Origin of the sequence: Nonomuraea pusilla, from assembly GCF_900109355.1 — a bacterium.
Lineage (GTDB): Bacteria > Actinomycetota > Actinomycetes > Streptosporangiales > Streptosporangiaceae > Nonomuraea > Nonomuraea pusilla.
This window is the reverse complement of the sequence record NZ_FOBF01000031.1, coordinates 25119-38628: the sequence shown is the minus strand read 5'-3', so window position 1 is coordinate 38628 and position 13510 is coordinate 25119. Positions and strand designations below refer to the sequence as shown.

Genomic DNA, 13510 nt, shown 5'->3' with positions numbered 1-13510 from the left:
CTGGGCCAGGCGGGTGCCAGGCGGGTGCGCGTCACTCGCGGCGGAGCACCACGTAGCCGTCGCGCTCGAAGACCTTGACGTACCCGTCGGCGAGGAGGCGGTCCACCTGGAGACGCTGGTCGTCGAGGGAGCCGAAGGGGAACTCCCAGCGCGCGGTGTCGGCCACCACCCAGGGCGCGCCGTGCGGCGTGCCGCTCCACAGCAGGACGGTGGTCTTGCGGGTCAGCGCGGGCCCGACGGAGTTGACGGCCTCGACGGTGACGCCGGGCGGCACGACGCGCACGGCCGCCGCGGCGGCCGAGACCTTGACCCGGTCGCCCTCGTAGAAGGCCGGATGGTAGAGCTGGTCGAGCGCGAACCTCGGGACGAGCGTCAGCGCCACCACGAACACCCCTGACGCCCAGGCCAGCTTGAGCGAGCGGTCGTCGGCGCGCCTGACGAGGCGCAGCAGCCTGGTCAGGCCGTCCACGCCGGCGCAGAACAGGATCACCACGGTGAAGGCGTTGTACTGGAACTCCGCCTGCCACCACGGGCTCCGGTCGGAGAGCATGCGTTCGAGGACGTGCGGCAGCGCGATGAGCGAGATCGGCGAGAGCAGGCACAGCATCAGCGTCGGCCAGGCCATGAGGAACAGGGTGTCCACCTTGGCCTCCTCGCTGAACGGCAGCAGCAGCGCGGAGAGCGGGTCGCGCAGGATCGCCAGGATCGCGCTCGGCGCGTCGGGGCCGAGGTGGCCGTAGGCCCAGAAGTCCTTGGAGTCGCCGCCCAGGGACGTGATGACCAGGCCGCGGACGACCAGGACGGCCCCCGCTCCCGTCGCCGCGACCAGGACGCCGCGCAGGCGGTCGCCGACGAGCACCAGGCACAGGCCCGCGCCGATCACCATGAGGCCCATGTCCTCCTTGACGAGGAGGAGCCCGAGCATGGCGGCGAGCGCCGCGAGCCTGCGGCCCGCCTGGTAGCGCTCGATCATGGCGGCGGTGAGCACGGGGACGAACATGACCTCGTGCGCGTCGAACCCGGCGGCCTGCGCGACGGGCCACGACAGCGCGTACGCGACGCTGACGAGGTAGGCGGGCGCGACGCCGAGGGCGCGCCTGGTGAACAGCCACAGGAACGGGATCGCGGCGGCGAACAGCAGCGCCTGCGCGACGATGAGCGTCTGGGGCCCGTCGCGGATCCAGTACAGCGGGGCGAGCAGCGCGTACGCGGGCGAGAAATGGTCCGCGAGCTGCGGGTAGTCCATTCCTCGCCCGTGGAACACGCCGAGTACGGGCACGTGGGGCGGGCGGAATCTGGCGTAGTTCCGCACCGCCTGGTCCACGATCACCAGGTCGAACGAGCTGGCCCGGTAGGTCAGCAGCTTGACCACGCCGAGCACGGCGTACGCGGCGGCCGCGAGGACCGCGATGGCGCCGACGCCGGCACGGTGACCGGCCCAGCGGCCGACGCGCCGGCCGACGCTGTGGCCGGCCAGGCGTTCTCTCCAGGTGGGTGTGGCGGCGTCCGCCCCCGGTCGCGTCGCCACGGTGTCGCCCGTCACGGGCAGCAAGACTAGAACGAATCACCACGAATGCGACCACCGCGCCGGCCTGCCCCCCGCAGGCGGTGCGGCGGTCGCGGGACCGTCAGGAGGCGCAGGCGCTGGTGATCTTGGTCGTGAAGCCCTGCATCTTCTGGACGGAGTCCATGGTCGCGGTCGGGTTCTTCGCGTCGATCTTCATGCCTTCGAGCCCGGAGGCGAGGTCGTTGAGCGCGGAGGCGAGCTCGCCGTCGTAGTCGGCCGCGAGCTTCTTGACCTTCTCCGCGGCCTCGGAGCCGGCGGTCTCCAACGCCTTCGGGTCGGTGGCGACGTTGGCGAGCGACTTGTTGAAGTCGGTCATGATGGCCGTCACCTCCTGGCCGACCTTGTTGCAGTCGACCGCGGTGCCGACGGCGCCGCAGGCGGTGGTCAGACCGGCGAGGGTGAGCGCCGCGAACGCGATGGCGAGGCGACGGCGAGGGGGAGTCATGGTTGGTTTGCCCTTCGTTGTTTCAGAGACGAAGCAAGATTATGGATCACTCCTTGACCCTCGCTTGCACGCCGCTAACACCCGGGGCGTCAGACGGGCGTAAGGGCGCCGGATGCCGGTGCTCGGCAGGGCCGGCACGTCCCTCTTGACAGCCTCCTGACCCAGCCGGACGATGACGCAGATAGAGCAACTCGGTGCGTCATACGCAACAAGGGGTGTCGGTTGACCACCACGTCGAGCTTGATCTCCACCCTCCCCGGCCGCTCCTACACCGATCCCGCCGTCTTCGCCGCCGAGCAGGAAAAGATCTTCGAGAGCCTCTGGTTCTGCGCCGTACGCGCCGGAGACCTGCGGGGGCCGGGCGCCTTCAGAACCGTGCAGGTCGGCAGGGAGAGCGTCATCGTGGTCCGCGGACGCGACGGCCTGCTGCGCGCCTTCCTCAACGTGTGCAGGCACCGCGGCGCCCGCCTGTGCTCCGAGGAGAGCGGCGAGGTCAGGAGAACCATCAGGTGCCCCTACCACGCCTGGTCCTACGACCTCGACGGGCGGCTCGCCGCCGCGCCCAACCTCGCCAGGATGCCCGACGTCGACCGCGTCGCGTACGGGCTGGTCCCCGTCCACCTGCGCGAATGGCTCGGGTACGCCTGGGTGTGCCTCGCGGCGGAGCCCCCGTCGTTCGAGGACACCGTGACGTACGCCGCCACCGAGCGCCTGGGCGACCCGGAGGCCGTCGCGCGCTACCGGGTGGACGAACTGGCCCTCGGCCGCCGCGTCGTCTACGACGTCAGGGCCAACTGGAAGCTGATCGTCGAGAACTTCATGGAGTGCTACCACTGCGCCACCATCCACCCGGAGCTGACAGCCGTGCTGCCCGAGTTCGCGGGCGGCTACGCGGCTCAGTACTACGTGGGCCACGGCGCCGAGTTCGCCGACCGGGTGGAGGGCTTCACCGTCGACGGCGGCCCCGGCTTCGGCCGGCTGCCGGACGTGTCGCAGGACCAGGACCGCCGCTACTACGCCATCACCGTCAAGCCGCAGGTGTTCGTCAACCTGGTGCCCGACCACGTCATCCTGCACCGGATGTTCCCGCTCGCCGTGGACCGCACGGTGGTCGAGTGCGACTGGCTCTACCACCCGGACGTGGTCGCGTCGGGCGCGGACGTGTCGCGGTCGGTGGAGCTGTTCCACCGGGTCAACGAGCAGGACTTCGACGCCTGCGAACGCACCCAGCCCGGCATGTCGTCACGCGCGTACCGCGACGGCGGCGTGCTGGTGCCGAGCGAGCACCACATCTCGGCCTTCCACCGGTGGGTGACCGAGCGACTGGCGGTCTAGCGCGTCAGAACGGCAGCAGCCGCCCCGACGGGGTGCGCAGATCGAGGGGGAGCGGGCGGCGCACCGGTCGGGGCCGCTGGACGACCTGGGTTCTCTTCACGCGAAAGAGATACCCAGCTGATTGCCTTGAACTCGTCAATCCGGGGTAGCGTGGCGGGTGATGTCGGCTGATCCCTTCGTGCACCCGGCCCTGTTCTACCGAGGTGACCGGGAGTTCGCCGTTGCCACGGCCGCGTTCGTCCGCGAGGGGCTGGCGGCCGGCGAGCCGGTCGCCGTGGCCGTGCCCCACTGGCACCTGGGGCTGATCGAGTCCGAGCTGGGCGCCGACGCCGGCCGGATCAGCCTGATCGACATGACGCGGGCCGGTCGCAACCCCGGCCGGATCATCCCCGGCGTCCTGCGCGCCTTCGCCGACAGCCACCCGGGCCGGCGCGTCCGCATCGTCGGCGAGCCGATCTGGCCCGCGCGCACGGCCGACGAGTACCCGGCCTGCGCCCAGCACGAAGCCCTGATCAACTACTCGTTCGCCGGCGCCGAGGTCACCATCCTGTGCCCGTACGACGCCGAGGGCCTGGCCCCCGAGGTGCTCGTCGAGGCGGCGCGCACCCACCCGGTGCTGCTCGACGCGTCCGGCGAGCAGGTGAGCGCCGCGTTCGCGCCCGACAAGGTGATCATCGAGCACAACGTGCCGCTCGACGAGCCCGCCGAGTGCCGCTCGCTGCGCTTCGACCGGGCGAACCTCCCCGCCGCCCGCACCCTGGCCGCCGGGCTCGCCGCCGAGCTGGGCTTCGGCCCCGACAGGATCGACGACATCAGGCTCGCCGTGGCCGAGCTGAGCGCCAACAGCCTCGACCACGGCGGCGGCTCCGGCCTGGTCAGGGTCTGGGCGGAGCACGGCCGGCTGGTGTGCGAGGTCAGCGACGCCGGCCACATCGCCGACCCGCTCGCCGGGCGCCGACCCGTCGATCCCCGCGACTCGGGCTCGCGCGGCCTGCTCATCGTCAACCTGCTCAGCGACCTGGTACGCGTCCACACCAGGGAGGGCGCGACCGCCGTCCGCGCCTACTTCGACGTCCCCCGACTCACCTCTCCACCTCCGCCATGCTGAGGTAGCGCTCGCCGCGCACCGCGTCCGCGGGCACGGCCCGCTCCAGCGCGCCGAGCTGCTCGGGCGTGAGCGTGACGTCCGCGGCGGCGACGTTCTCCTCCAGGTACGCGATCCGCTTGGTGCCGGGGATGGGCACGACGTCGTCGCCCTGCGCGAGCAGCCAGGCCAGCGCGAGCTGCGCCGCCGTCAGCCCGGCCGATTCGGCGATCTTCATGACCTCGGCGACGAGCCCGGCGTTGTGCGCGGCGTTCTCACCGACGTTGCGCGGGATGTGCTTGCGGAAGTCGTCGTCGGGCAGCTCCTCCGCGGGCGGCACCGCGCCGGTCAGCAGGCCGCGGCTGATCGGCGAGTACGCGACCAGCGCCGTGCCCGCCTCCCTCGCCGCCGGCAGGATCTCCCTCTCCAGGCCCCGGGTGAACAGGGAGTACTCGCTCTGCAGCGCCGCGATCGGGTGGACGGCGACGGCGCGGCGCAGCGTGTCCGCGCTCACCTCCGACAGGCCGAGGTGCCGGACCTTCCCCTCGCGCACCAGCTCCGCCATGGCGCCCACCGACTCCTCGACCGGCACCTCGGGGTCGCGGCGGTGCATGTAGTAGACGTCGATGTGGTCCACGCCGAGCCGGCGCAGCGAGGCGTCGCAGGCCGCCCTGATGTACTCGGGGCTGTTGTCCACCGAGCGCGTGCCGCCCTCACGCCTGATGCCGAACTTCGTGGCCAGCACCACCTCGTCCCTGCGGCCCCTGATCGCCCGGCCGACCAGCTCCTCGTTGTGGCCCATGCCGTACATGTCGGCGGTATCGAGGAAGGTGACGCCGAGGTCGAGCGCGCGGTGGATCACCGCGATCGACTCCTGCTCGTCACCCCGGCCGTAGAACTCGGACATGCCCATGCAGCCCAGCCCGAGCGCCGACACCACCGGACCGCCGGCACCGAGAACGCGCGTCTTCATTCCATCCCCCTGTAGATGTCGATCTTGTAGTCCAGGACCTTCAGGTCCTGCTGGAGCTCGGCGATCCTGCACCTCACCCGGTCGCGGTGCGCCTCCAGCATCGCGCGGCGCTCCGCGGCCGTGTGGTCGCCCATCCGCCGCAGCTCGGCGTACCTGCACATCTCCGCGATCGGCATGCCGGTCGTGCGCAGCTTGGTGAGGAAGTCCAGCCACTCCAGATCGCGTTCCACGTAGTCGCGGTGCCCGCTGCCGTCGCGTCGCACCGAGTGGATGAGCCCGATACGTTCGTAGTACCGCAGGGTGTGAGCGCTGAGCCCGGAGCGCTCCGCGGCCTCCTGGATCGTCATGCCCCCAGCGTCCCCCTTCGAGCGCACTCCAAGTCAAGTCGGGTCCCGCCCGCCGTAGCGACCCTGAGGGGGCAGGCCCTACCAGGGGGCGTCTCCGCGCAGGTCATCAGGGCTCCCTCAGGGATCGTCCGACCAAGGTCGTAAGGGTCGGTTCAGGGGCGGTTCCGGGCCCGTCTCGGATACTCCGGCCAGGCGCTTTGCACGACCTTTGAGGTCATGAAGGGATTGCTTGTCAGTGGATGCGCGGCCATCGGCGCGGGGGCCGGCACGATGCTCACCCTGCACACCGAGTCCGACCTCGACCCCCTGCACAGCGTCATCAGCGAGTACGCCTTCCAGGCGACCGGGTGGCTGCTGCCCGCCTCGCTGACGCTGTTCGCGGCTGGCGCCGCGCTGGTCGCCGAGGCGGTGCGGCGCGCCGGAGTGAGCCGCTGGGTGGTCGCGCTGCTGCTGGCGTGGGCGGCGAGCATGTTCCTCATCGGGGCCTTCCCCACGGACCGGCCAGGCGTGCCGCTGAGCCTGTCCGGCGGCATCCACAGGTACGCCGCGTTCGCCGCCTTCCTCGTGATGCCCGCCGCCGGGATGCTGCTGGCCAGGGCCCGCATCCGGTACGCCGGAGCCGTGCGGGCGCTCAGCGCCGTCGCGCTCGGCGCGCTGCTGCTCGTCGTGATCCCGTACGTGGTGCGCATGTTCGGCATCCCGCTCACCAACGACGACATCCCGGCCGGCCTGACCCAGCGGATCGTGGTCGTCACCGAGGTGGGCGTGCTCGCCCTGGCCGCGCTGTCGCTGCTGCGCCCCGAGCCGGTGCGCGCCGCGAAGGTCGCCGTCCTGCAGGCGTGAAGGGCCGTACAGGTGGAAAGGAGGAGATGACCTCGATCGTGAAGGAGTGGGCAGGAATGACGATTCTGGTGGCGTACGACGGCTCGGACGACGCGAAGGCCGCGGTCGCGGTGGCGGGCCGGCTGATGAAGGGGCAGCAGGCCGTCGTGCTGACGGTGTGGGAGCGGCTTGCGCTGACGGCCACGAGGGCCTCCGCCGGGCTGATGATGACCATCGACCAGTCGCCGGCCGAGGACCAGGCCATCGGCGACGCGATGAAGGAGCTCGCCGCGCGCGGGGCGGAGCTGGCCAGGGAGGCCGGGCTCGACGCGACGCCCAGGTGCGAGCTGGACTCCGCGGCCGTGTGGTCCACCATCGTGGACGTCGCCGACGAGATCGACGCCGACGTGGTCGTGACCGGCACGCGGGGGCTGGGCGGCGTCCGCTCGCTGCTGCTGGGCAGCACCTCCAACCGGGTGCTCCACCACGCCAAGCGGCCGGTGCTGGTCGTCCCGGCGCCGGAGACGGCCGCGCAGGAACCGCCCGGGGAGTCCTGAGGGCAGGAGCCGCCCGGGGAGTCCTGAGGGCAGGGGGCGGCCGCGGGTCCTGAGGACGGGGCGGGCGTGGGTCCTGAGGACGGGGGCGGGCGGCCGGCGGTTCCCGGGATGCGGCAGAGTGGGGGCCGCCGGGCGCCTGAGAGGCTGTGCCGCGACCGGCCCGCAGCGACGCAGAGGGAGGCCGCGAGTGCCCGGGGAACTGGCGCGCAGGCTCGGCACGGCCGACGCCGTGGTCGTGGGCCTGAGCGCGATGATCGGGGCAGGGGTGTTCGCCGCCTTCGCGCCCGCCGCCGGGGCCGCCGGGCAGTGGCTGCTCGCGGCGCTGGCGATCGCCGCCGTCGTCGCCTACTGCAACGCCACCTCCTCCGCCCGCCTGGCCGCCCTGTACCCCGAGTCGGGCGGCACGTACGTCTACGGCCGGCGACGGCTCGGGCCGCTCTGGGGGTACCTGGCCGGCTGGGGCTTCACCGTCGGCAAGACCGCCTCCTGCGCCGCCATGGCCCTGACCTTCGGCGCGTACGCCGCGCCCTCGCTCGCCCGTCCGCTGGCCGTCGCCGCCGTCGTCGCGCTCACCGCGCTCAACCTGCTCGGCGTGCAGCGCTCGGCCGGGGCCGCGCGCGTCATCGTGGCGTTCGTGCTGGCCGTGCTCGCCGCCGTGATCGTCGCGGGCCTCACCGGCGGGACCGCCGGCCCCTACGGCTGGTTCGCCCACGGGCCGCTGCCCGAGCCGCTCCTGTACGACCCGACGAACGCGTCGGGCGCGGGCGTCTGGGGCGTCCTGCAGGGCGCCGGCCTGCTGTTCTTCGCCTTCGCCGGGTACGCCAGGATCGCCACGCTCGGCGAGGAGGTACGCGACCCGTCCAGGACGATCCCCAGGGCCGTCGGCATCGCGCTGGCGATCACCCTCGTCGTCTACACCCTCGTCGCCGTGGCGGCGCTGCGTGTGCTCGGCCCCGTACGGCTGGCGCTGTCCGAGGCGCCGCTCGCCGACGTCGTCCGAGGGGCGGGGGCCGGGTGGCTGGCGCCCGCCGTCGGGGTGGGGGCGGCCGTCGCCGCGCTCGGCGCGCTGCTGGCGCTGCTGCTCGGCGTCTCCCGCACCGTCCTCGCCATGGCGCGGGAGCGCGACCTGCCGGGCGTGCTCGCCGTCGTGGACCCCGTCCGGCAGGTGCCGCGCCGGGCCGAGCTCGCCGTCGGCGTGGCCGCCGTCGCGCTGCTGCTCGTGGCCGACCTGCGCGGCGCCATCGGGTTCTCCTCCTTCGGCGTGCTCGTCTACTACGCGATCGCCAACGCCTGCGCCCTCACCCTGTCCCGCGAGGAGGGCGCGCCGCCCAGGGCGGTGCCGGCGCTCGGGCTGGCCCTGTGCCTGCTGCTGGCCGCCACGCTGCCGCTGACGTCCGTGCTCTGGGGGCTGGCCGTCTTCGCCGCCGGCCTGGCCCTCTGGACAGTACGCCACCGCCGCCCCCGATGACCGGCGGCCCCGGCCGCCGGCGCGAAGCCATGACGCCGTTTCCCCGGCCGGTCGTTGACGCAGGTCGCCCGAGGGCCTAGGTTGGCCCGGCATACCAGTTGGTACGGAGGCGCGGATGCCCACGGTCAGCACCGTCCTCGGGCCCGTCGACGTCTACGGGCTCGGCCAGACCCTCATGCACGAGCACGTCTTCGTCGTCGCCCCCGAACACCTCGACTACGGCCGGGGCGGCTGGTGGGACGAGGAACACCGGGTCGCCGACGCCATCGCCAAGCTCGGCGCGCTCGCCGCCAAGGGCGTGCGCACCATCGTCGACCCGACCGTGTGGGGCCTCGGCCGCGACATCCCCCGCATCCAGCGCGTCGCCGCCGGCGTGCCCGAGCTCAACATCGTCGTCGCCACCGGCCTGTACGCCTTCGACGAACTGCCCCACCAGTACGAGCACCGCGGCCCCGGCCTGCTGCTCGACATGCCCGACCCGATGGTCGACGACTTCGTGCGCGACCTCACGGAAGGCATCGGCGGCACCGGCGTCAAGGCGGCGTTCCTCAAGTGCGTCGTCGAGGCGAAGGGCCTGACGCCCGGCGTCGAGCGCATCTGCAGGGCCGTCGCCCGCGCGCACGTCCGCACCGGCGCGCCCGTCACCGTCCACACCAACGCCTTCACCCGCAGCGGCACGCTCGCCCTCGACGTGTTCGCCCAGGAGGGCGTGGACCTCACCAAGGTCGTCGTCGGCCACGCCGGAGACAGCAACGACCTCGACCACCTCATGAGCCTGGCCGACACCGGGGCCGTCCTCGGCATGGACCGCTTCGGCCTCGACATCTACAACCCCACCCCGCAGCGGGTCGCCACCATCGCCGCGCTGTGCGAGCGCGGCTACGCCGACCGGATGGTGCTCAGCCACGACACCGCCTGCTTCATGGACTACTTCGGCGGCGCCTGGGACGAGGCCCGCGAACGGATCGCCCCGAACTGGCGTTATGACCACATCCACGACGACGTCCTCGACGCGCTGCGCGAGGCGGGCGTCAGTGACGGGCAGATCGAGCAGATGCTGGTGTTCAACCCGAGACGCTACTTCTCGTAAAGTAAAAGGATTGGGAAAGCCGATGCGGGCAGGTGGAGCTGGGTGACTTCTGAGCAGGCCTTGTCAATCAGTCTCGGACTCCAAGGGCCCTGCGTCATCGTGAGGCTGACCGGCGACTTCGACTACGGGTCGGCCGCGGAGGTGCGCGACCGCGTCACCCAGGCACTCGACCTCACCCAGCCCCCGCTCCTCGTCATCGACATGCAGGCGGTCAGCGTCTGCGACTCCTCCGGCCTGTCGGTGCTCGTCTACCTGCACAAGGCCGTCACCGCCTCGGGCGGCCGGATGCTGCTGTCCGCGCTGAACGGCCGGTGCAAGCACCTGTTCGCCATCACCGCGCTCGACAGGTTCTTCGACATCCGCCCCACGGCCGAGCTCGCCATCGCCGAACTCAGCGAGAACGGGAATCCACCGCCCTTCACGGGGTAGTCGCATGGCATGCCGGCCGAAGAGCCCGACCTGCTCGGCATGTACCTGGAGCAGATCGGAAAGACCCCCTTGCTCTCCGCCGCGGACGAAGTGGACCTCGCGCGGCGGATCGAGGCAGGCCTGTACGCGGCCCACCTCATCGACCACGGAGCGGGCGGGCGCGATCCCGCCGAGCTCCGGGAGCTCGAACGTGACGGGCGCCGGGCCAAGGACCTCCTCATCAGGTCCAACCTCCGGCTCGTCGTGGCCGCCGCCAGGCGGTACGCGTACCGGGGCGTCCCGCTGCTCGACCTCATCCAGGAAGGCAACCTCGGGCTGATCAGGGCCGTGGAGAAGTTCGACTACGCGCGCGGCTACAAGTTCTCCACGTACGGCATGTGGTGGATCCGCCAGGCCGTCGAACGCGGCGTCCACGACACGGGCCGCACGGTGCGGCTGCCCGTCCACGTGGCGGAGGAACTGTCCAGGCTGCTCAGGGTCGAGCGCGCGCTCTCCGCCGACCTGGGCCGCGAGCCCACCGACGCCGAGCTCGCCGAGGCGGCCGAGCGCCCGCCCGCCAAGGTCGCCGACCTGCGGCGGCTCGGGCAGGAGGTCGTGAGCCTCGACCTGCCGGTGGGGGAGCAGGGGGAGGGCAGGATCGGCGACCTGATCGCCGACGAGGACGGCCCCGAGGTGCAGGAGCTCACCGAGCGCCGCGTGCTCTGCGCCGAGGTCCACCAGGTGGTCACGTCGCTGCCGCCGCGCGAGGCGTTCGTCATCAGGCTCAGGTACGGTCTCGCCGGCCAGGAGGCCACGACGTACGGGGAGATCGCCCAGCGTCTCGGCCTGACCAGGGAGCGCATCAGGCAGCTGGAGAAGCAGGCGCTGAAGCGGCTGAGGCAGGGCGGACCGCTGCTGTCGTGGGCGTCGTGACTCTGGATAACCGTTTCGTATCGGATAGAAGCCGACAAATACGGCCCTGTCGGCTTCCTGATATTCGTCGAGGGCAAGGTCGTTTCCCTCAGGGGGAAGCGACGCTCTTCAAGCTGGGGGAACCATGCTCAGAACTCTTGCCGGCGCGCTCTTAGTCGCGGCGACGGCGACCACCCTCGTCGCCGCCCCCGCCTCGGCCGCGACGTCCACGACGTCCACGGCTTCCGCTGCGAGCACCGCCACGACGGCCGGCAAGGCCGCGGTGTCGGCCACCACCGCCGGGCCGCAGCTCATCCGCACCACCATCCGCTTCGGCAGGTGCAAGGACACCTGCCGGATCAACGTGCGGATCAAGAACATCTCGCGGACCACGCTGCGCGACGTCAGCCTCAGCGCCAACCTCAAGGTGAACGGCCGCAAGGTCGGATCGTGCTACAAGTACGTTGGCGGGATGCGCCCCGGGCAGACGCGCTTGGCCGGGTGCACCGTGACCTCCCGCACCCTCGCCCGCATGTGGAGCAACTTCTCCCATCGTCGTATCCGCACCTTCAACACGCACGCGAGTACCGTCGTCCGCTACCGGTACTACCGGTGACCGGCGACCAGGGGCCGACCTCAGGCTCGGCCCCTGGTCTCAGGCGGTGACGAGGAGCGCGAGCCCGATCAGCACCACGACCGGGACGAGCCACATGACGACCTCGGCAGCGAACTCCTTATACATGGTGCAAAACTCCCTAAAACGCCCACCTCGGGGCACGGCCAAACGTCACTGGGCAGCATAGCCGCCCCCAGGAACAAGTCGCTCCACCCGAGTCCCCCGTGTGTCACAGCGGTCACGTGCGAGGGGACAGGGACGGGCCTGCCGCCGGGAACCGGGTCAGGGGTGGTCGGGGGGCTGGTTCCTGGTCATGCGCTTGCGGACGCCGGCCAGTGAGTCGTCCGCCATGAGAGCGGGCAGGAGAGGCGCGTCGGCGTCCACCTGGCGCAGCACCGCCGGATGCCCGCCACGGCAGCGGCTCCAGGCGCGTACGACGTCCGGCATGGCGGCGACCGCCTCGTCCGACAGCACCGCCTCCCTCGGCAGCCACGACGTCAGGAACCGTGAGACGCGCGCCGGGCTCCACCACAGCGGCCGGTCGCCCACGAACTCGGCCAGCCTCCCGAACGCCTCCGCCGCCCCCGGCACGTCCGGAAGGTCGCGGAACGCCGCCACCGCGTCGTCGGCCGCCCCGCGGACCAGCCCGGGAACCGAACGCGCCCGCGCCAGCGCGACCGCGCGCACCGCGTCCAGCGTGCCGGCCGTCACCGCCCCGAGGACCCGCTCGCCCAGCTCGAACGCGTCCAGCACGCGTCCGGCCACCACCCCGGGATCGGCCGGCTCCAGCCCCAGGTCGTCGAGGAACTTCACCTCCTCGACGACGGCGTCGACCGCGAGGCCGCCGTTCGGCTGGTCGACGGCGACGACGAGCAGGTGCGGCTCCTTGCCGTTCTCGTACCGGAAGGACAGGGCCGCGAGGGCCTGCTCGCCGAACGGGTCGGCCGGGCCGTACCAGCCGCCCTCGCACACGACCCGCCCCATGCGCCGCACCCACCCGGGCAGCGTCCCGGCCACCTCTTCGCCGGCCGCGGCGTACGCCTCCTCGGCCCGCCGGGCCAGGCCGGCCTCACCCTCACCTTCGCCCTCTACTCCCTGCCCGGACACCGCGGGGGCGCCAGGCTGGGGGCCCGTCGGCGCGGCCCCCCGCTCGGGGTGGACGGCGGCCAGGGCGGCCAGGGCGAGGCGGGCCTCCGTACCGCCGTTCTCGCGCAGTTCCCGCAGGAACGGCTCCACCTCGTCCGGCTCCAGCCCGGCCGCCAGCCGCGACGCCCACAGTTCGGTACGCAGCGGCGAACACCACCGCAGCAGGTCACGCGCCTGCCGCACCACCGTGCCAACCCCCGATGTGCTCATCCCACGACGGTACCCCGCGCGGGTGGGAGGCGACGGACGCCAGGGTCACCGGCCTACTCGGTGCCGGCGACGCCGACGAGGTTCCCCTCCGGGTCGGTGAACCAGCCGACCACCAGGGCTCCAGGAGTGCCCTCCGGGCCCATCTCGCGTTTGCCGCCCAGGCTCTCGGCCTTCCTGAGCGCGTCCTCCACGTTGGGCACCGCGACGTAGAACAGGACCCTCCCCTCATGGCCCTCGCCTCCGCCGACGCCCCCGTTGATCCCGGCGCCCATCTCGCCGTCGCCCGTGGTGGCGCCGTCGACGAAGCCGTAGTTCCCCGGCTGCGAGACGGCGCGCGTGGCGGCGTCGCCCGTCTGGAACTCCCACCCGAACAGCTCGCCGTAGTAGCCCCTCAGCTTCGCGGGATCCCGTCCGATGACCTCGAAGTGCACGACCGGCTGTCCCATCGCACCCTCCTCCTGAGTGTCGTCCTGCTCCTTTCCCGTACTGACCGGCCCCGCCGCCAGAACTCATCGCCGTAGCGAGCACCA

The 13510-nt window shown here is 72.2% G+C and carries 15 protein-coding genes; 9 read left to right on the top strand and 6 right to left on the bottom strand.

Annotated features, from left to right (window positions below; genetic code table 11):
* Nucleotides 1–31 precede the first annotated feature (31 nt).
* Nucleotides 32–1543: a DUF2079 domain-containing protein gene (locus BMX74_RS39580; protein ID WP_256257567.1), complete on the bottom strand. Its 1512-nt coding sequence runs from the start codon at nt 1541–1543 to the stop codon at nt 32–34.
* An 85-nt stretch (nt 1544–1628) separates the two neighbouring features.
* On the bottom strand, nt 1629–2012 hold the full coding sequence (locus tag BMX74_RS39575) for a hypothetical protein (protein ID WP_055509898.1): 384 nt from the start codon (nt 2010–2012) through the stop codon (nt 1629–1631).
* Between the two features lie 222 nt (nt 2013–2234).
* Between BMX74_RS39575 and BMX74_RS39570 the strand changes: the two genes are divergently transcribed.
* Both BMX74_RS39570 and BMX74_RS39565 read left to right on the top strand, forming a co-directional pair.
* The gene (locus BMX74_RS39570) at nt 2235–3347 is read left to right on the top strand and encodes an aromatic ring-hydroxylating oxygenase subunit alpha (RefSeq protein WP_055509900.1); all 1113 of its coding nucleotides are present in this window, start codon (nt 2235–2237) and stop codon (nt 3345–3347) included.
* A 160-nt stretch (nt 3348–3507) separates the two neighbouring features.
* Entirely contained in the window at nt 3508–4455 is a 948-nt protein-coding gene (locus BMX74_RS39565) for a sensor histidine kinase (RefSeq protein ID WP_091105553.1), read from the top strand.
* Here the strand turns inward: BMX74_RS39565 and BMX74_RS39560 are convergent.
* Nucleotides 4430–5404, bottom strand: a complete 975-nt coding sequence (locus BMX74_RS39560; RefSeq protein ID WP_055509904.1) for an aldo/keto reductase — start codon at nt 5402–5404, stop codon at nt 4430–4432. The two genes, BMX74_RS39565 and BMX74_RS39560, sit on opposite strands and share 26 nt — an antisense overlap.
* The gene (locus tag BMX74_RS39555; RefSeq protein ID WP_055509907.1) at nt 5401–5751 is read right to left on the bottom strand and encodes a MerR family transcriptional regulator; all 351 of its coding nucleotides are present in this window, start codon (nt 5749–5751) and stop codon (nt 5401–5403) included. The genes BMX74_RS39560 and BMX74_RS39555 overlap by 4 nt, the downstream gene beginning before the upstream one ends.
* Nucleotides 5752–5967: 216 nt before the next feature.
* On the opposite strand from BMX74_RS39555, the gene BMX74_RS39550 reads away from it, so the two are divergent.
* The 7 genes from BMX74_RS39550 to BMX74_RS39520 all read left to right on the top strand — a co-directional run bounded on the left by BMX74_RS39550 (nt 5968) and on the right by BMX74_RS39520 (nt 11624).
* Nucleotides 5968–6594, top strand: coding sequence for a DUF998 domain-containing protein (locus tag BMX74_RS39550; RefSeq protein ID WP_082535666.1), 627 nt, complete (start codon nt 5968–5970; stop codon nt 6592–6594).
* Between the two features lie 26 nt (nt 6595–6620).
* Entirely contained in the window at nt 6621–7130 is a 510-nt protein-coding gene (locus BMX74_RS39545; RefSeq protein WP_256257566.1) for a universal stress protein, read from the top strand.
* Nucleotides 7131–7317: 187 nt separating this feature from the next.
* Nucleotides 7318–8598, top strand: coding sequence for an APC family permease (locus tag BMX74_RS39540; protein ID WP_256257565.1), 1281 nt, complete (start codon nt 7318–7320; stop codon nt 8596–8598).
* Nucleotides 8599–8713: 115 nt separating this feature from the next.
* The gene (locus BMX74_RS39535; RefSeq protein WP_091105551.1) at nt 8714–9688 is read left to right on the top strand and encodes a phosphotriesterase family protein; all 975 of its coding nucleotides are present in this window, start codon (nt 8714–8716) and stop codon (nt 9686–9688) included.
* 42 nt (nt 9689–9730) lie between these two features.
* A complete protein-coding gene (locus BMX74_RS39530; protein WP_256257564.1) occupies nt 9731–10117 on the top strand; it encodes an STAS domain-containing protein in 387 nt (128 codons plus the stop codon).
* A gap of 9 nt (nt 10118–10126) precedes the next feature.
* Entirely contained in the window at nt 10127–11029 is a 903-nt protein-coding gene (locus BMX74_RS39525; protein WP_091105548.1) for a sigma-70 family RNA polymerase sigma factor, read from the top strand.
* A 124-nt stretch (nt 11030–11153) separates the two neighbouring features.
* Nucleotides 11154–11624 (top strand): hypothetical protein, encoded by a 471-nt coding sequence (locus BMX74_RS39520; RefSeq protein ID WP_091105547.1) that lies wholly within the window; start codon nt 11154–11156, stop codon nt 11622–11624.
* Nucleotides 11625–11906: 282 nt separating this feature from the next.
* On the opposite strand, the gene BMX74_RS39515 is transcribed toward BMX74_RS39520, so the two are convergent.
* A complete protein-coding gene (locus BMX74_RS39515) occupies nt 11907–12980 on the bottom strand; it encodes a hypothetical protein (RefSeq protein ID WP_143078927.1) in 1074 nt (357 codons plus the stop codon).
* Nucleotides 12981–13033: 53 nt separating this feature from the next.
* Nucleotides 13034–13426, bottom strand: a complete 393-nt coding sequence (locus BMX74_RS39510) for a VOC family protein (protein WP_091105545.1) — start codon at nt 13424–13426, stop codon at nt 13034–13036.
* Nucleotides 13427–13510 lie beyond the last annotated feature (84 nt).